Below are 15,741 nucleotides of genomic sequence, written 5' to 3' on the forward strand. Positions count from 1 at the left end.
TTATATATCGTCGCTGATGCCCGTGGCGTCTACCTGCTTTGAGGGATTCATATGAAGCTTCAACAATTGCGCTACATCTGGGAAGTGGCGCACCACGACCTCAACGTTTCCGCTACAGCCCAAAGCCTTTACACCTCTCAACCGGGCATCAGCAAACAGATCCGTCTGCTGGAAGATGAACTTGGCGTCGAGGTTTTTGCCCGCAGCGGCAAGCACCTGACCCGGGTCACCCCGGCCGGTGAGCGCATCATCACCACTGCCGGCGAGATTCTGCGCAAGGTTGAAAGCATCAAGCAGATCGCCCAGGAATTCTCCAACGAGAAGAAAGGCACCCTGTCGATTGCCACCACCCACACCCAGGCGCGTTATGCGTTGCCGCCGGTGATCAGCAATTTCATCAAGCAATACCCGGACGTTGCCCTGCACATGCACCAGGGCTCGCCGATGCAAATCGCCGAAATGGCCGCTGATGGCACCGTGGACTTTGCCATCGCCACCGAGGCGCTCGAACTGTTCGGCGATCTGGTCATGATGCCGTGCTATCGCTGGAACCGTTGTGTGGTCGTGCCTCAGGGCCATCCATTGACCAAGTTGTCGAAGCTGACCCTCGAAGCGCTGGCCGAATACCCGATAGTAACCTACGTGTTTGGCTTTACCGGCCGTTCGAAACTCGACGAAGCGTTCAGCCATCGTGGCCTGACGCCGAAAGTCGTGTTCACCGCCGCCGATGCCGACGTGATCAAGACCTATGTTCGCCTGGGGCTGGGCGTGGGCATCGTGGCGAAAATGGCCGTCGACCCCAAACTCGACAGCGACCTGGTCGTGCTCGATGCCAGTGAGCTGTTCGAGTCCAGCATCACCAAGATCGGCTTCCGTCGCGGCACCTTCCTGCGTGGTTTCATGTGCGACTTCATCGAGAAGTTCGCACCGCACCTTACCCGCGAAGTCATGGCCAAGGCCATTCAATGCCACAACAAGCAGGAACTGGAAGAGCTGTTCGACGGCGTCGAACTGCCCGTTCACTGACAGAGTGTCCTAAACCACCTCGGTGACAGCGAACTGTTGCCGAGCACCCGCCACCATGATCTCCACCTCATCGCCCGCGAACTTGCCCAGCAGGCTTTTACCCAGCGGTGAGCGCGGGGTGATGACGGTTATCAGTTGCCCCACCAGATCGACCTTCAGCCCGGCCGCATCGGGAGCGAGAAACAGCCATTGTTCGCGGCCCTTTTCGTCCTCGAGCCCCAGCAGCGCCCCCACTTCGATGCCCCGCTGATCGTCATACGGGCGCAGGGCCAGGTTCTGGCAGAGGGTCAGTGACTGGCGAATCTCCTCGACCCTTCTGGCTTGTCCGGCCGCTAGATATGAAGCCTCCAGTCCTAGGGTGTCGTACTTGTTCTCGGCGATGTTTTCTTCATGGGTCGCCGTTTCGTAAGCGGTTTGCGCGGCCCGTTCAGCGATGTCGAGATCGATGCGCAGCCTGTCGAGAATCAGTTGGTGGACGCTGTGTTTATTCATGATCAATCGCAGAATTGCAGGACGTTGGCGCGGCTTTTTTCGCTGGGTGCAGTCCGGTCCTGTTGCAGCCAGAACTGACAGCTTGGGTTGGACAGGTTACGACTGCTGCTACGGGCCTGATCGAGCCGTTGCTGCTGCTCGTTCTTGCGCAGGTTTTCTTCGTATTGCTCGAACAGCGGGCTCTGGGGCGGGATGTCCGGTATCGGTTGAACCACCACCGGTGGCTTGGCCAGTTGCTCCACCGCTGCCGCTACAGGTGCCAGTTGTTCGCTGAACAGCAGGCGCGAAGCGAGCCAGCAAGTCAGCACAATGGCAATGAATCCCAGCCACATGCCGAGGGCGATGCTGCCGGTCAACTGCAGGGCGCTCAGGCGAAATGGGAAGGATCGGCGCGGAGTGGGGCGGTGGGGCATGGTTGCCTCCTGGCGAAAGGTCACTGGCGAGCGGTGATTGTCGCATGAAGAATAATCGCCGTCGGCTCTTCTGCACGGGGTAATTTATGCGGACAATCGGCGCCTTTGCCAACGGGAGCCTGGAATGCCTGAATTGAAAACCCGCTGGGATATTTTTTGCACCGTGGTCGATAACTTCGGCGACATCGGCGTGACCTGGCGACTGGCCCGGCAACTGGTGGCCGAACATGGGCTGGCGGTACGTCTATGGGTCGATGATCTGCGAGCGTTCGAGCGCCTTTGCCCGGAAATCGACACCCACGCCGCGCAGCAGTGGCAGCAAGGCGTCGAAGTGCGGCAATGGCCAGCCGAGTGGCAGCCGACGGAAGCCGCCGATGTGGTGATTGCCGCATTCGCCTGCCAATTGCCGAGCGCTTATATGGACGCCATGGCTGAAAGGGAAAAGACGCCGCTGTGGATGAACCTCGATTACCTGAGTGCCGAAGACTGGGTGATCGGCTGTCACGGTCTGCCCTCGGTGAAGTACAAAAGCGTACAGAAGTTCTTTTTCTTTCCGGGGTTCCAGAAGGGCACGGGCGGGTTGATACGGGAGCGCGGGTTGCTTGAGCGTCGTCGGCAATTTCAGCAAGACCCGCAGGCTCAAAAAGAATTTCTGCAAGGTTTGGGAATTGATCGTGCACCCGGCGCGCAGTTGATCTCATTGTTTGCCTACGAAAACACCGGGTTGGCCAGTTGGCTCGATGCGATGGCAGGCGATTCGACGTCCACTCATCTGCTGGTGCCGGAAGGGCGGATACTCGGTGACGTCGAACGCTGGCTCGGTGTCGAGGGGCTGGCAGCCGGAGCCGTGCATGTGCGTGAAGCCTTGACCGTACAAGTGCTGCCATTCGTCCGCCAGGACCAATACGACGAGTTGCTGTGGTGTTGCGATTTCAATGCCGTGCGCGGCGAAGACTCCTTTGTGCGTGCCCAATGGGCCGGCCGGCCATTTTTGTGGCACATTTACCGGCAGGAAGAAGATATCCATCTGGACAAACTCGACGCCTTCCTCGAACTCTATATAAAGGGGCTTTCGGACCCGGCGCGGGAGGCGATCAGCGGTCTCTGGCGGGCGTGGAACGCCGGTGAGAAAATGGCCGACCACTGGCAATTCACCCGTAAACACTGGCCAGAGCTGGAAAAACACGCCGAAGCGTGGTGTCTGGAACAAGCCTTGCAGGCTGATCTTGCCACGGCGCTGGTACAGTTTTATGGAAATTGGATATGATACGCGGCCTAGATTTTTGTAAATCCCATCCAAATTCGGATATTCGCAATGAAAACTGGTAAAGAACTCAAACCCGGTACCGTGATCCGTATCGACAACGATCCTTGGCTGGTTCAGAAAGCTGAATTCACCAAGTCCGGTCGTAACAGCGCGATCATGAAGACCAAGCTGAAAAACCTGCTGACCGGCTACAAGACCGAAACCGTATACGGTGCGGACGACAAGCTGGACGACGTGATCCTGGATCGCAAAGAAGCGACCCTGTCCTTCATCAGCGGTGACTCCTACACGTTCATGGACACCACCGACTACACCATGTACGAGCTGAACGCCGAAGACATCGAAGCCGTTCTGCCGTTCGTTGAAGAAGGCATGACCGACGTTTGCGAAGCCGTGTTCTTCGAAGGCCGTCTGGTTTCCGTAGAACTGCCGACCACCATCGTGCGTCAGGTTGCCTACACCGAAGGTTCCGCTCGCGGCGACACTTCCGGCAAGGTGATGAAGCCTGCCAAACTGAAGAACGGTACCGAGCTGTCGGTTGCTGACTTCATCAATATCGACGATATGATTGAGATTGATACCCGCGAAGGCGGTTCCTACAAAGGCCGTGCCAAATAAGCACAGCTTGAGGAATGAAAAAGCCCGACCATTGAGTCGGGCTTAATGAGATGGTCAGCCTGACCGAGAAGCCCTGCAGGTTTACGCTTGCAGGGCTTTTCTCGTTTTCGGCGGAGGATCTCTCATGAACACGATGACGCTTCTCGGTATCGACATTGGAAAACACAGTTTCCACCTGCACGGCCAGGACGCCAAAGGTCATCAGGTTTTACGCAAGAAAACCAGCCGCGCTCAGTTGCTCAGCACATTGGCCCAGCTGCCGGCCTGTACGGTGGTGATGGAATCGTGCGGTGGCGCCCATTGGCTGGCTCGACAGATCGGTGCAATGGGCCATGAGGTGAAGCTAATCGCCCCGCAGTACGTAAAACCATTCGTCAAAGGCAACAAAAACGACTTCATTGATGCCGAAGCGATTTGCGAGGCGGCGAGCCGCCCCGCGATGCGCTTCTGCTCGATCAAAACCCAAGAGCAGCAAACGCTTTCAGCGCTGCACCGTGTCCGCGAATCATTGATTGGCCATCGCACTGTCGCGACCAATCAGATTCATGGCTTTCTGCTGGAGTTCGGGATCAGCCTGCCTATTGGCGTTATTGCGTTGCACCGCGTGCCGGCGCTGCTGGACGATCCACAACACCCCGTTCCTGTGCGCTTGAAGGGCGTGGTGATGCGTCTTTATCGTCAAATTCAACAGCTCAATGATGAAATCAAGGACATCGAGTCCGACCTGAAGCAGCAGCTGAAAGAAGACGATGCCGGGCGTCGTTTGCAGAGTATTCCAGGCATCGGCCCGATCACTGCCAGCGCAGTACTGGCGGATGTGGGCGATGCGTCGAACTATCGAAGTGGACGCGACTTTGCCGCTTCATTAGGACTGGTGCCGAGGCAGGTATTCAACGGGAGGGAAAACAGTGCTATTGGGGATCAGCAAGCGTGGCGACAAGCACATACGCCAACTGCTGGTGCAGGGCGCGCGAGCCATCATGCGTTATATCGACAAGCGGGAAGATGCCCTGGGGCCTTGGGTTCGAGAACTGCTGACGCGCCGACATTCCAATGTCGTAGCGTGCGCGTTGGCCAACAAACTGGCGCGAATCGTGTGGGCGGTACTGGCCAAAGGCGGCCAGTACGACCCACATCCGAACGCTTGAACGTACAGCGTTATCACCGGCTTTTGCGACGTCACTGACTGATGACAGTAAACGGCAAACGGCCCGACTGAGGACCTGGCACAAAATTCAGCTTTAGAGGCTGAGGGCTTTTTCAGGACAGTCGGGAGCGGCTACTCATCGAGGGCCGAGCGTTGTTCCAGCAACGCTCACCATGAGCCCGAATACATTAGCGCAAGCCAGCTTTACCGAAAACAACCAATGAGGTTGCAGGAGATGGGCTGACCATACATTTTTGTGCCTGAAACACTCCACCCACTGTAGGAGCGAGCTTGCTCGCGATGGACGCCAGTCAACGCGGGCATTCAGATAGCCCGCGTTATCGTTAACAACCATCGCGAGCAAGCTCGCTCCTACAGGGTACAGGGTGGGGCGGTGTTACTTCTTCAGGTGTTGTTTCAGCTCTTCAGACGCCTGCAGCATCGCCGAACGCACCGCTGGCACCTGGCTCACCACGTTGAGCAAACCGTAGTCGTGGATCATGCCGTTGTAGCGAACCGCAGTGACCGGCACGCCGGCCTCGTCCAGTTTGCGGGCGTAGGCTTCGCCTTCGTCGCGCAACACGTCGGCACCGGCGGTCTGCACCAGCGCTGGAGGCAATCCCTTCAACTGGGCGGTGGTCGCGCGCAGGGGGAGGCGTAGATCTCGTTGCGCTGATTGGCGTCGGTGGTGTAGTTGTCCCAGAACCACTTCATCGCATTTTTGGTGAGGAAGTGCCCTTCGGCAAACTGGTTGTAGGACGCGGTTTCAAAGTTGGCATCGGTCACCGGCCATAACAGGACCTGGAACTTGATCGCCGGTGTGCCCTTGTCCTTGGCCATCAGCGCAACCACGGCCGCCATGTTGCCGCCGACGCTGTTGCCGGCCACCGCCAGGCGCTTGCCATCGACGTTGATCTCTTTACCGTGCTCGGCCACCCATTGGGTCGCCGCGTAAGCCTGGTTGATCGCCACCGGGTAATGCGCTTCCGGCGATGGCGTGTAGTTCACGAATACGGCCGCTGCCCCCGAACCCGTCACCAGGTCACGCACCAGCCGCTCGTGGGTCGGGAAATCTCCCAGTACCCAGCCGCCGCCATGGAAGAACATGAACACGGGCAGCTCACCCTTGACCCCGGCCGGCCGGACGATGGTCAGGCTTAGCGGTTGGCCATCGACTTGAATGGTCTTCTGGCTGACATCGGCCTTTGGCAGTGTCAGTTTCACCCCGGCCTGCGCGCCCACCAGCACGGCGCGGGCATCTTTTGGGCTGAGCTGTTCAAGCGGTTTGCCGGTGCCGGCATTCAGCACATCGAGGAACGCCTGGGTGTTGTGTTCAACGCCATCACCCGCGAATGCGCCGTTGATCGACAGGGCGAGAAGAGTACCGGTCAAGACTTTGCTGAAAGTGTTCATGTTCGTTTCCTGTTCGGGACTGGGTAGTGGGCGGTTAGACGGTCACGTGCAGGCGCACATCGACGTTGCCGCGGGTGGCGTTGGAGTACGGGCAGACCTGGTGGGCTGCGTCGACCAGTGCTTGTGCATCGGCTTGTTCCAGACCCGGCAGGCTGATGTGCAGGTCGATGTCCAGACCGAAGCCGCCAGGGATCTGGCCGATGCCGACGTGGGCGGTGATCGAAGCGTCGTTCGGGATGCTGCGCTTGGTCTGGCTGGCCACGAATTTCAAGGCGCCGATAAAGCAGGCGGAGTAGCCGGCGGCGAACAGTTGCTCGGGGTTGGTGGCTGCGCCGCCAGCACCGCCGAGTTCTTTCGGAGTGGCGAGCTTGACGTCGAGGATGTTGTCGCTGGAAACCGCACGACCGTCACGGCCACCGGTGGAAGTTGCGATTGCGGTGTAGAGAGTTTGCATGGTGAAAGCCTCGTTCAGGGGTTGTGTATTTGCGCCAAATGTTTGTGCGCTAAGTAAGTGCGAAATAAATGTATCGCGCTAATGTTTAGCGCACAAGATAAATTTTCAAGAAAATTTGGAAAGTACCAAAGGGCAGCAGGGCGGTTTTGCTTGGAAGCTTTGATTTAGAGCTGTCGGAACGAGGTTTTTCAGTCTGGTTTTTTTTTAGGAAGCGGTGGCGAACACGTTTTTCGGTACGCCGCAGAGCTACTGTGGGAGCGAGCCTGCTCGCGATTACGGTGTGTCAGCCAACATCAATGTTGAATGTGACATTGCAATCGCGAGCAGGCTCGCTCCCCCATCTAGGATCCCCCATTTCTGCAATACTGTTTTTTGATGCGTGTTTGGCTTGCTTTCATCTATCCGGCGTCTGGGTGGCGACCCTGCGCCTCGATGAGAATCGCGCCTGACGGCCCTTCATAGAAAGAGGCTTTTTCAGCCTTGTGGGAGCCAGGGTAGTCGTCAGGCCGGTTGGCCGTTCACGTCATCTGTTATCCAACATCGCAAAACCAGGTGGGTGGTGCTCGGGTGGCAGCGGGTCAAGCGTTCATCGCGCTTGACCCCGCCTTGAATTCATCGTGGTGAGCGGCGATCGACCAGGCGATTCTTGCCAGTTTGTTGGCCAGCGCAGACCACACGGTTGGAATGATGGCGAGCCAGCAGTTGGCGGACCCAATCGGCCAGCGCTCCTGTCTGTCGTTCCAGCCCCATCAGATACACGGGCGCACTGGATAAGCAGCCGTCTCTGATTCCGGTCACCGCGTTTGCTGATCCCCAAAAGTACCGTCTTGTCGCCGGTGGAGTGTTGCTTGGGCACCAACCAATCGAGGCTGAATAGTCTCGACCGCACTGAACTGCTGACCGTTGCCCAACTCCGCAGCCAGGACGCTGGAGGTGATCGGACCGACGCAAGGAATTGTCATCAGGCGAGAAGCCAGATCATCTTCAGCGGCCTGGCGTTCAACCTGCTTGTCCAGTGCCTTGACCTGCCCGTCCAGATAATTGAAGTGCTCACGCAGCCCCAGCAGGATTTGTTTGATCTGCGCAGAAAATGAACACGCCTCCAGCAGCGCTGGCAGTTCCTTGATGGCGTGAAAGCCTGGGGACAGGCTGATACCGACCTCTAACAGGCCGGCGTGAATCCGATTGACGCTGGCCGTACGCTCCTTGATGTAGGCGTCGCGTTGCGGAGTGAGCATGGCCAGCGCTTGTTGCGCTTCGGTTTTAGGGGGCACAAAACGCATGGTCGGGCGGTGGCTCGCCTCGCAAATCGCCATGGCATCGGCGAAGTCGTTCTTGTTGCTTTCACGTAGGGACGCACGAGGTGGGGGCAATGAGTTTGGGCACATGGCCCCATTTTGCCGCTTCCGCGCCATGTAGCGGGCGCCACCACAGGCCTCCATCGCCACCGTGCACGGTTTCAAGGTTGGCCAGGTGCCTGGCCAGACCTGCGCTGATTGAATTTCTTGTGGTAAGAGCTCATGACCGCGATCATCTTGCGCGTGCAGATGGAAGGTATGTTTCCCTAGATCGATAGCGACAATGGCAACGTTGTTCATGGCAATAGCCTCCGTAAGACACCCTGTGAAAGCTTAGAGAGCGATCACAGGGTGTGGGGGAGCCATTTCATTAGAGGGGCTTGAAATTACAGGCTGTCTTGAAGGTGGCTGCGCAGCGCTTGCAGTTCCGCTTGCAGGTTTTGCAGGCGCTCAAGTGTCATCCCGCTGGCGCCGAGGATGCACTGGGGAATATCACGAGCCTTGTCGCGCAACGCCCGGCCCTGTTCGGTGAGCTCGACGATCACCACGCGCTCGTCTTCACGGCTGCGGGTTCGGCTGAGCAGGCCTTCGGCTTCCAGGCGCTTGAGCAGCGGTGTCAACGAGCCTGGGTCGGTCAGCAACCGCGTGCTGATTTCGCCTACGGTCAAACCGTCCCGTTCCCACAACACCATCATCGCCAGGTATTGCGGGTGGTCAGGCCCAGCGCTTGCAGCAGAGGTTTGTAGACCTTGGTCATCATCAGCGAAGTGGAATGCAGGGCGAAGCAGGCCTGATTGTCCAGCAGCAGGTTGTCGCAGTTATCCGGGGTGTTGCGCTCGGTGGTCATGTCGAAGCCTTGGTCTGTGATCTTAAGAATCTAGCGGGCGAATCTTTAATGCGCCAGATAATTCTGATCAGTGCCGTTGCAAATGGGTTTGCAGCACCAGATCCCAGGGTGGAACCGGGCTGAAGCGGGTTTTCAGGTACTCCAGCAACAAACGACTGCGGGAGTTGGGTTGTTGTTCCAGGCGCAAGGCATAGATGCCGGCGCTTTCCGGTTTCGGCAGGCCGCTATCGCAGAACAGCGGCAGCAATTCACCCCGCAACAGGTACTCGCTGGCGAGCCAGGTTGGCAGGTGCGCGATACCCAGTCCGGCCAAGGCGCCGCATACCAACGCCTCGGCATTGTTGGCGCTCATGCGCACCCGCGCCGGCCGGTGCAACGCATTTGCCCGTCGCGCTCGAAACGCCAGGCGAAAAGCGGGGCCAGCCATCCCAGTCGAGTCCGTCGCGTGTTCGATCAGCTGTGACGGGATCGGTCGGCACGCCGCGACGCCGTAAATAATCAGGGCTGGCGCAAGCGATTCGCACCAAGCTCGCCAGTGGCGTGGCCACCAGCCGGGTGTCGGCCAATTGCCCGGCGCGCAGCACCAGATCGACCTTGCCAAGGTTCTGGCCCTGCATGTCGACGAAACTGTCGATCAGGTGCAGTTGCACATCGAGTCCCGGATAGAGCATGAGGAAGTCGGCAATCACTGGTGCCAGATGCCGGCGCCCAAAGGCTGCTGGCGCATCGATACGGATCAGACCTTCCGGCGCGCTGCTCAAGGAAACCGCTTCGGCCCGGGCCAGGCGCAACTCGGCGACGATCCGCCGTGCTCGCTCGGCAAAGGCCAGTCCCGCCGGGGTGGCACGTACCGCATGAGTGCTGCGGATGAACAGCTGACTGCCGACCGCGTTTTCCAGGCTGTCGATCCGCCGTGCCACCGCTGAGGGGGTCATCGGATGACGGCGCGAGGCGGCGGAAAAGCTACCGGTTTCCAGCACATCAAGGAACAAGGCCAGTTGATCGGTCAGTTGATTGGGGTTCATGTCAGGTCTGCGCTTGTGCGGATTTGGCACAGCCATTGTGCGTCGCTGTGCGTTTCCGCGCCATAAGCAACTGCGTAGGATCGATAGGGTGACGTGAGGAGAAATCGGCCGTGATTGAGTTTTTGATGTATCTGGTCTTCGGCGCTGCCTTGGGCACGCTTGGCGGTTTGTTTGGAATCGGCGGCGGCCTGATTGCCATTCCATTGCTGGGCGTGCTGTTCGGGCTCGACCAGCAGATTGCCCAGGGCACAGCGTTGGTGATGGTGGTGCCGAACGTGATGCTGGCGCTGTGGCGCTATCATCAACGCAACCGGATCGAACCGCGCCACGCGTTACCGCTGGCCATCATGGGGTTCTGCTTCGCCTGGCTCGGATCGATCTGGGCGGTGGGCATTGATGCACAAATCATGCGCATAGGCTTTGTCGCCTTTCTAATCGCGCTGTCGGCGTACAACCTCGTTCGCATGTTCACCGCCAGCGCACCAGCGGCTTCGCAGATGAAATACTCATGGCCCTGGCTGGGCCTGCTTGGCGCTGCATCTGGCACGATGGGCGGGTTGTTCGGCGTGGGTGGCGCGGTGGTGGCGACACCCGTGCTGACCAGTCTGTTCAGCACCAGCCAGGTGGTTGCGCAGGGGTTGTCGTTGGCGCTGGCCTTGCCGAGTACGGGGGTGACGCTGGTGACTTACGCCGTGCACCATCAGGTCAGCTGGATGATCGGCTTACCTTTGGCGGTCGGGGGGATGATGAGCATCAGTTGGGGCGTGAAGGTTGCCCACGCTTTGCCGGAACGGCTGCTGCGCGGGCTGTTTTGCGGGTTCCTGGTGTTCTGTGCGGTGATGCTCGCCTTCAAAGTTTGAAGCCTTCGATGATGTGTTCGGCCAGGCATTCGGTGATCGGTGACGGGTTATGCAGGTTGCGCACGAGCATGATGCTGGCCTCGGGCAGCAGCGGCAGGTCTTCGGCTTCACCGAGGATGCGCATGTCTGCGGTGATCAGGCTTTCAAGCTGCGCGGTGACCGCCAGGCCGGCACTGACCACCGCCATGATCGCCGACAGGCTGTCGCTGTTATACGCCACCCGGTAATCGCGCCCCTGGGCATCCAGAGCATTGCAGGCCCACAGGCGGCAGAAGCAATCACTGTTGAACATTGCCAGCGGCAGCGGCGTCTGCTCATGAGCGCTGTAGCATTGCGCCTCGGCCCAGACAAAACGTTCCTTGCGCAACAGCTGGCCGATTTCGCTGCCCGGTTCGCGGGTGACGATGGACAGGTCCAGATCTTGTCGCATCAACAATTGTTTCGATGATTCGCAGTGCACTTCTATCTGAATCAGCGGGTAGGACTGGGCAAATCGGCGCAGAATCCCCGGGAGGAATCGCATCACATAATCGTCCGGCGTACCGATGCGCACTGTGCCGATCATGTCGGGCTCACGCAGCGTATTGAAGACCTCACTGTGCAGCTTGAGGATCCGCCGCGCATAACCCAACAACACCTGGCCTTCGGCCGTCAGTCGCACCTGCCGTCCGTCGCGCTGGAACAACTGGCGCTGCAGCACATCTTCTTCCAGTCGCTTCATCTGCATGCTCACGGCTGACTGGGTGCGGTTGACCATTTCGCCGGCGCGGGTAAAGCCGCCCTGGTCGGCGATGGCGACGAAGGTGCGCAACACTTCGGTATCGATACTCGGGTAGGCGGACATCCATCAATCTCCGAGATATGTGACATCAGAAACATTCGTTGGATTGATCTTAGACCCGGCGCGAGACTGGAGCCATCCAAACGGAGGGCAACAAGATGAAAGGTCAACACGAGTTCCATGGTGCAGAAAAACACTCGATTCACCTGATATCCGATCTGCTGCACAAGTTCGGCCGCTGGTACGAACTGCATCGCGAGCGCGAACTGCTGGCGAGCTTGAGCGACGAAGCGCTCAAGGACATCGGCATGAGCCGTGCGGATGTGGAAAACGAGTCGATCAAACCGTTCTGGAATGATCCGATGCATAAATGACCCGATAATTAATTGATGAAAGCCACGCTACACAAACCCCTTACCGGTGAGGTAGGTTGCGAGCAGACAAGGAGGCACCCATGCCCGCAACATTGTCCTTTACCCTCAAACAGGCTCGGCGTCTGGCGCTGGCCGCCCAAGGGTTCAACGGGCGGCAGCCGCCAGCGGCGATCAAGGCTGTTGCGCTCAATCGCCTGATCGAACGGCTGGGCATTTTGCAGATCGATTCGGTCAACGCATTGGTGCGTTCGCACTACCTTCCGCTGTTTTCCCGCCTCGGCAATTATTCTTCCGATTTACTTGATCAGGCTGCCTGGAGTCAGGGCCGTCGACGAACACTATTCGAGTATTGGGGTCATGAAGCCTCGTTGCTGCCTCTTTCCATGTACCCGTTGATGCGCTGGCGCATGCAGCGTGCGAGCCGTGGCGAAGACATTTATCAGCAATTGGCGCGTTTCGGGCGTGAGCAGCAAGACACGATTCGGCGGGTGCTGGCATCGGTTGAGGAGCAGGGCGCGCTTGGCGCCGGGAGCCTGTCGACCCGTCAGGAGCGGGCCGGACCCTGGTGGGACTGGAGCGCGGAAAAGCATGCGCTGGAATGGCTGTTCGCTGCCGGTGAAGTGACCGTTGCCGGACGGCGCGGATTCGAAAGGCTCTACGATCTGCCGGAGCGGGTGATTCCTTCGGCGATTCTTGCGCACCCAGTCCTGAGTGAAGGCGATGCCCAGCATGGCCTGTTGCGGCATGCGGCAACGGCCTTGGGTGTCGGTACGGAGAAGGACTTGCGTGACTATTTTCGCTTGAACCCTGCGGACAGCCGCCTGCGCTTGACTGAGTTGGTCGAGGCCGGTGAATTGCTCACCTGCGAAGTCCAGGGCTGGCGACAGCCGGCTTATTGTCTGCCCGAGCCAAAAGTGCCGCGCAAAGTCGCGGCCAGCGCATTGCTCTCACCATTCGATTCGTTGATCTGGGAGCGCAGCCGGACTGAGCGGCTGTTCGATTTCCGCTATCGACTGGAAATCTACACGCCGCAGGACAAGCGCGTTTATGGCTATTACGTCCTGCCGTTTTTGCACAACGAACGGATTGCCGCACGGGTCGATCTGCGCGCCGAACGGGCGACCGGCCGTTTGGCCGTGCATGCGGTGCATGAAGAGGAGCCCGGGCTGGACGACGAGGGGATGCAGGCATTGGCGGTCAATCTGCGGCAGATGGCGGATTGGCTGGGGTTGGCGCAGGTTCAGTTGAATTGCCCGCGGGCGAGTGCGGCGCGGTTGCGGGTGGCGCTCATACAAATTGGCGGTGACTGAGCTGGCCCCATCGCGAGCAGGCTCGCTCCCACACTTGATTTGTGCACAGTGCAGAACCAATGTGGGAGCGAGCCTGCTCGCGAAGGGGGCGGCGCGATTTAGCGCCGAACCTGCTTCAGTGTCTCGGCAATCAAAAACGCCAGCTCCAGCGACTGATCGGCATTCATCCGCGGGTCGCAATGGGTGTGGTAGCGATCCGACAAGCCGTCCTCGGTAATCGGCCGCGCACCACCGATGCACTCGGTAACGTTCTGCCCGGTCATTTCGATGTGGATACCACCGGCATAGCTGCCTTCGGCTTCGTGCACCTGGAAGAACTGCTTCACCTCGCCAAGGATCTGCGCGAAGTCGCGGGTCTTGTAGCCGCTGCTGGCCTTGATCGTGTTGCCGTGCATCGGGTCGGAACTCCACAGCACCTGCTTGCCTTCACGCTGGACGGCACGGATAAGCTGCGGCAAGTGATCGCCGACCTTGTTCGCGCCCATCCGTGCGATCAGGTTCAGGCGGCCCGGGTCGTTGTCCGGGTTGAGCACGTCGATCAGGCGAATCAGGTCGTCAGGGTTCATGCTCAGGCCGACCTTGACCCCGATCGGGTTATTCACCCCGCGCAGGAATTCGACGTGGGCACCGTCGAGCTGGCGGGTGCGGTCGCCGATCCACAGCATGTGGGCCGAGCAGTCGTAGTAATCATTGGTCAGGCTGTCGCGACGCACGAAGGCTTCTTCGTAGTTCAGCAGCAGCGCTTCGTGGGCGGTGAAGAAGCTGGTTTCGCGCAGCTGCGGCGAACTGTCCATGCCGCAGGCGCGCATGAACGCCAGGGTTTCATCGATGCGGTCGGCCAGGTGGCTGTATTTTTCCGCCAACGCCGAGTTGGCGATGAAGTCCAGGTTCCACTTGTGCACCTGATGCAGATCGGCAAAACCGCCCTGGGCGAACGCGCGCAACAGGTTCAGGGTGGCGGTGGACTGGTGATAGGATTGCAACAGGCGCTCGGGGTCCGGCACGCGACTTTTTTCGTCGAAACCGATGCCGTTGACGATGTCGCCACGGTAGGCGGGCAGGGTCACGCCATCAATGGTTTCGTCGTTGGCCGAGCGCGGCTTGGCGAACTGCCCGGCCATGCGTCCGACCTTGACCACCGGGCAGCCGGCGGCAAACGTCATCACGATCGCCATCTGCAACAACACCTTGAAGGTGTCGCGAATTTTCGCGGCGGAGAATTCGGCGAAGCTTTCGGCGCAGTCGCCGCCTTGCAACAGAAACGCGCGGCCCTGGGTCACCTCGGCAAACTGACGGCGCAACTCCCGGGCTTCACCGGCAAACACCAGTGGCGGATAGCTGGCCAGGGTCTGCTCGACCTGCTGCAAATGCGCGGCGTCGGGGTATTGGGGTTGTTGCTGGATCGGCAGGGCGCGCCAGCTGTCGGGGCTCCAGGGTTGGCTCATCACGGTCTCTAGTGTTTTCGCTCGGACCTCCATGTTATCAGCAAATTAGTGCGTGACCTGTTCCCGTCGCTTCGCCGACAATCTCGCCTTTGCCGCTCTCTACACGCGGTGTTATTGCGTTGCCGGCCCCGGTGACGATCAGGAGATGAAATGACTGAGGAGCGCGTCGAGCATCTGCTCGCCGAGGTACAGGACGAGTTCGGCGTGATTCGTGTGCTGGAAGTGGCCGATTACCGTTTTCTCGAGTTCGGTGATGCCATCGAGCAAAGCTGTGTGTTCACGGCCGATCCGAGCTGGCTCGAATACGACTATACCCGGGCGATGCTGATCGGGGCGCTGTGCCATGAGCATCCGGAAAGCGCGCTGTTTCTCGGCCTCGGCGCCGGGACGCTGACTCAGGCCTGTCTCAAGTTCCTGCCGCTGGAAGATGTCGAAGCCATTGAACTGCGTCCGGACGTACCGCGCCTGGCCATTGAATACCTGGGGCTGGATGACGATCCGCGCCTGTACATCCGCGTTGGCGATGCGCTGGAGCTGCTCGAGACTGCCGAGTCGGCCGATCTGATTTTCGTCGACCTTTATACCGATGTCGGTCCAGGTGTCGGGCACCTGGCCTGGAGCTTTCTGGAAAACTGCCAGAAGCGATTGAATCCGGGTGGCTGGCTGGTCATCAATCAATGGGCAACCGACGATGGCAAACCCTTGGGCGCTGCCTTGTTGCGCGGTTTGTATCACCGGCATTACTGGGAGCTGCCGGTGAAGGAGGGCAACGTGATTCTGATCGTGCCGTCGGAGCTGGATCAGGAACTGGATATGCAAGGGCTTATTGACCGGGCTGAAGCGCTGGCGCCGCAGCTAGGTTATTCGTTGGAGTCGTTGATCAAGGCGATCCGCCCAGCAACATAAGTCACTGTCTGTGTGGCTCTCATCGCGAGCAGGCTCGCTCCCACAATTGAACCGCGATCCAATGT

General features: G+C 59.3%; 14 protein-coding genes and 4 pseudogenes. 8 read left to right on the forward strand and 10 right to left on the reverse strand.

All coding sequences use genetic code 11. The features are described from left to right. The first annotated feature begins 51 nt into the window (after positions 1–51). A complete protein-coding gene (gene cysB / locus RS887_RS17260) occupies positions 52–1,026 on the forward strand; it encodes an HTH-type transcriptional regulator CysB (RefSeq protein ID WP_008023282.1) in 975 nt (324 codons plus the stop codon). 9 nt (positions 1,027–1,035) lie between these two features. Here cysB and RS887_RS17265 read toward each other — a convergent pair whose 3' ends face one another. Both RS887_RS17265 and RS887_RS17270 read right to left on the reverse strand, forming a co-directional pair. Continuing rightward, on the reverse strand, positions 1,036–1,518 hold the full coding sequence (locus RS887_RS17265; protein ID WP_085715325.1) for a GreA/GreB family elongation factor: 483 nt from the start codon (positions 1,516–1,518) through the stop codon (positions 1,036–1,038). A gap of 2 nt (positions 1,519–1,520) precedes the next feature. Then, on the reverse strand, positions 1,521–1,931 hold the full coding sequence (locus RS887_RS17270) for a hypothetical protein (protein ID WP_322616276.1): 411 nt from the start codon (positions 1,929–1,931) through the stop codon (positions 1,521–1,523). A gap of 124 nt (positions 1,932–2,055) precedes the next feature. Here RS887_RS17270 and earP point away from each other — a divergent pair, with 124 nt between their 5' ends. From earP to RS887_RS17285, 3 genes and pseudogenes are all read left to right on the forward strand, one after another. Then, entirely contained in the window at positions 2,056–3,198 is a 1,143-nt protein-coding gene (gene earP / locus RS887_RS17275; protein ID WP_322616277.1) for an elongation factor P maturation arginine rhamnosyltransferase EarP, read from the forward strand. 48 nt (positions 3,199–3,246) lie between these two features. Further along, positions 3,247–3,816 carry an elongation factor P gene (locus tag RS887_RS17280; RefSeq protein ID WP_007983530.1) on the forward strand — a complete coding sequence of 190 codons (570 nt, stop codon included), beginning with the start codon at positions 3,247–3,249 and terminating at the stop codon, positions 3,814–3,816. Positions 3,817–3,940: 124 nt separating this feature from the next. After that, positions 3,941–4,964, forward strand: a pseudogene (locus tag RS887_RS17285) (IS110 family transposase). Between the two features lie 396 nt (positions 4,965–5,360). Here RS887_RS17285 and RS887_RS17290 read toward each other — a convergent pair. From RS887_RS17290 to RS887_RS17310, 6 genes and pseudogenes are all read right to left on the reverse strand, one after another. Continuing rightward, positions 5,361–6,376 (reverse strand): annotated as a pseudogene (locus tag RS887_RS17290) (alpha/beta hydrolase). Positions 6,377–6,410: 34 nt separating this feature from the next. Further along, positions 6,411–6,830: an organic hydroperoxide resistance protein gene (locus tag RS887_RS17295; RefSeq protein ID WP_046031808.1), complete on the reverse strand. Its 420-nt coding sequence runs from the start codon at positions 6,828–6,830 to the stop codon at positions 6,411–6,413. 586 nt (positions 6,831–7,416) lie between these two features. Next, complete coding sequence (locus RS887_RS30620; RefSeq protein WP_416339977.1) at positions 7,417–7,719, reverse strand: transposase; 303 nt, start codon at positions 7,717–7,719, stop codon at positions 7,417–7,419. Then, complete coding sequence (locus RS887_RS17300; RefSeq protein WP_322616278.1) at positions 7,625–8,428, reverse strand: IS110 family transposase; 804 nt, start codon at positions 8,426–8,428, stop codon at positions 7,625–7,627. The genes RS887_RS30620 and RS887_RS17300 overlap by 95 nt, the downstream gene beginning before the upstream one ends. Before the next feature lie 86 nt (positions 8,429–8,514). Beyond that, positions 8,515–8,975: pseudogene (locus RS887_RS17305) on the reverse strand (MarR family winged helix-turn-helix transcriptional regulator). A 67-nt stretch (positions 8,976–9,042) separates the two neighbouring features. Then, positions 9,043–10,000: pseudogene (locus RS887_RS17310) on the reverse strand (LysR family transcriptional regulator). 110 nt (positions 10,001–10,110) lie between these two features. Between RS887_RS17310 and RS887_RS17315 the strand changes: the two are divergent. Then, positions 10,111–10,860 carry a sulfite exporter TauE/SafE family protein gene (locus RS887_RS17315; protein WP_322616279.1) on the forward strand — a complete coding sequence of 250 codons (750 nt, stop codon included), beginning with the start codon at positions 10,111–10,113 and terminating at the stop codon, positions 10,858–10,860. Here the strand turns inward: RS887_RS17315 and RS887_RS17320 are convergent. Next, complete coding sequence (locus tag RS887_RS17320; protein WP_322616280.1) at positions 10,850–11,704, reverse strand: LysR substrate-binding domain-containing protein; 855 nt, start codon at positions 11,702–11,704, stop codon at positions 10,850–10,852. The genes RS887_RS17315 and RS887_RS17320 overlap by 11 nt on opposite strands. A gap of 95 nt (positions 11,705–11,799) precedes the next feature. Between RS887_RS17320 and RS887_RS17325 the strand changes: the two genes are divergently transcribed. Beyond that, positions 11,800–12,015, forward strand: a complete 216-nt coding sequence (locus tag RS887_RS17325) for a DUF1127 domain-containing protein (RefSeq protein ID WP_008017198.1) — start codon at positions 11,800–11,802, stop codon at positions 12,013–12,015. 80 nt (positions 12,016–12,095) lie between these two features. Then, entirely contained in the window at positions 12,096–13,325 is a 1,230-nt protein-coding gene (locus tag RS887_RS17330; protein WP_322616281.1) for a winged helix-turn-helix domain-containing protein, read from the forward strand. Positions 13,326–13,423: 98 nt separating this feature from the next. On the opposite strand, the gene RS887_RS17335 is transcribed toward RS887_RS17330, so the two are convergent. Beyond that, complete coding sequence (locus RS887_RS17335; protein WP_322616282.1) at positions 13,424–14,770, reverse strand: class II 3-deoxy-7-phosphoheptulonate synthase; 1,347 nt, start codon at positions 14,768–14,770, stop codon at positions 13,424–13,426. Positions 14,771–14,920: 150 nt separating this feature from the next. On the opposite strand from RS887_RS17335, the gene RS887_RS17340 reads away from it, so the two are divergent. After that, the gene (locus tag RS887_RS17340; RefSeq protein ID WP_322616283.1) at positions 14,921–15,676 is read left to right on the forward strand and encodes a spermidine synthase; all 756 of its coding nucleotides are present in this window, start codon (positions 14,921–14,923) and stop codon (positions 15,674–15,676) included. Positions 15,677–15,741 lie beyond the last annotated feature (65 nt).

Source organism: Pseudomonas sp. BIC9C, from assembly GCF_034541995.1.
In the GTDB taxonomy this organism is placed as follows: Bacteria; Pseudomonadota; Gammaproteobacteria; order Pseudomonadales; family Pseudomonadaceae; genus Aquipseudomonas; species Aquipseudomonas fluorescens_CC.

What these genes read in the sequence shown, in the direction of transcription:
- RS887_RS17295 (WP_046031808.1), bottom strand. Translation starts at nt 6,830, where the DNA reads ATGCAAACTCTCTACACCGCAATCGCAACTTCCACCGGTGGCCGTGAC.
- RS887_RS17340 (WP_322616283.1), top strand. Translation starts at nt 14,921, where the DNA reads ATGACTGAGGAGCGCGTCGAGCATCTGCTCGCCGAGGTACAGGACGAG.
- RS887_RS17265 (WP_085715325.1), bottom strand. Translation starts at nt 1,518, where the DNA reads ATGAATAAACACAGCGTCCACCAACTGATTCTCGACAGGCTGCGCATC.
- RS887_RS17280 (WP_007983530.1), top strand. Translation starts at nt 3,247, where the DNA reads ATGAAAACTGGTAAAGAACTCAAACCCGGTACCGTGATCCGTATCGAC.
- RS887_RS17335 (WP_322616282.1), bottom strand. Translation starts at nt 14,770, where the DNA reads ATGAGCCAACCCTGGAGCCCCGACAGCTGGCGCGCCCTGCCGATCCAG.
- RS887_RS17320 (WP_322616280.1), bottom strand. Translation starts at nt 11,704, where the DNA reads ATGTCCGCCTACCCGAGTATCGATACCGAAGTGTTGCGCACCTTCGTC.
- cysB (WP_008023282.1), top strand. Translation starts at nt 52, where the DNA reads ATGAAGCTTCAACAATTGCGCTACATCTGGGAAGTGGCGCACCACGAC.
- RS887_RS17270 (WP_322616276.1), bottom strand. Translation starts at nt 1,931, where the DNA reads ATGCCCCACCGCCCCACTCCGCGCCGATCCTTCCCATTTCGCCTGAGC.
- RS887_RS17330 (WP_322616281.1), top strand. Translation starts at nt 12,096, where the DNA reads ATGCCCGCAACATTGTCCTTTACCCTCAAACAGGCTCGGCGTCTGGCG.
- earP (WP_322616277.1), top strand. Translation starts at nt 2,056, where the DNA reads ATGCCTGAATTGAAAACCCGCTGGGATATTTTTTGCACCGTGGTCGAT.
- RS887_RS17325 (WP_008017198.1), top strand. Translation starts at nt 11,800, where the DNA reads ATGAAAGGTCAACACGAGTTCCATGGTGCAGAAAAACACTCGATTCAC.
- RS887_RS17300 (WP_322616278.1), bottom strand. Translation starts at nt 8,428, where the DNA reads ATGAACAACGTTGCCATTGTCGCTATCGATCTAGGGAAACATACCTTC.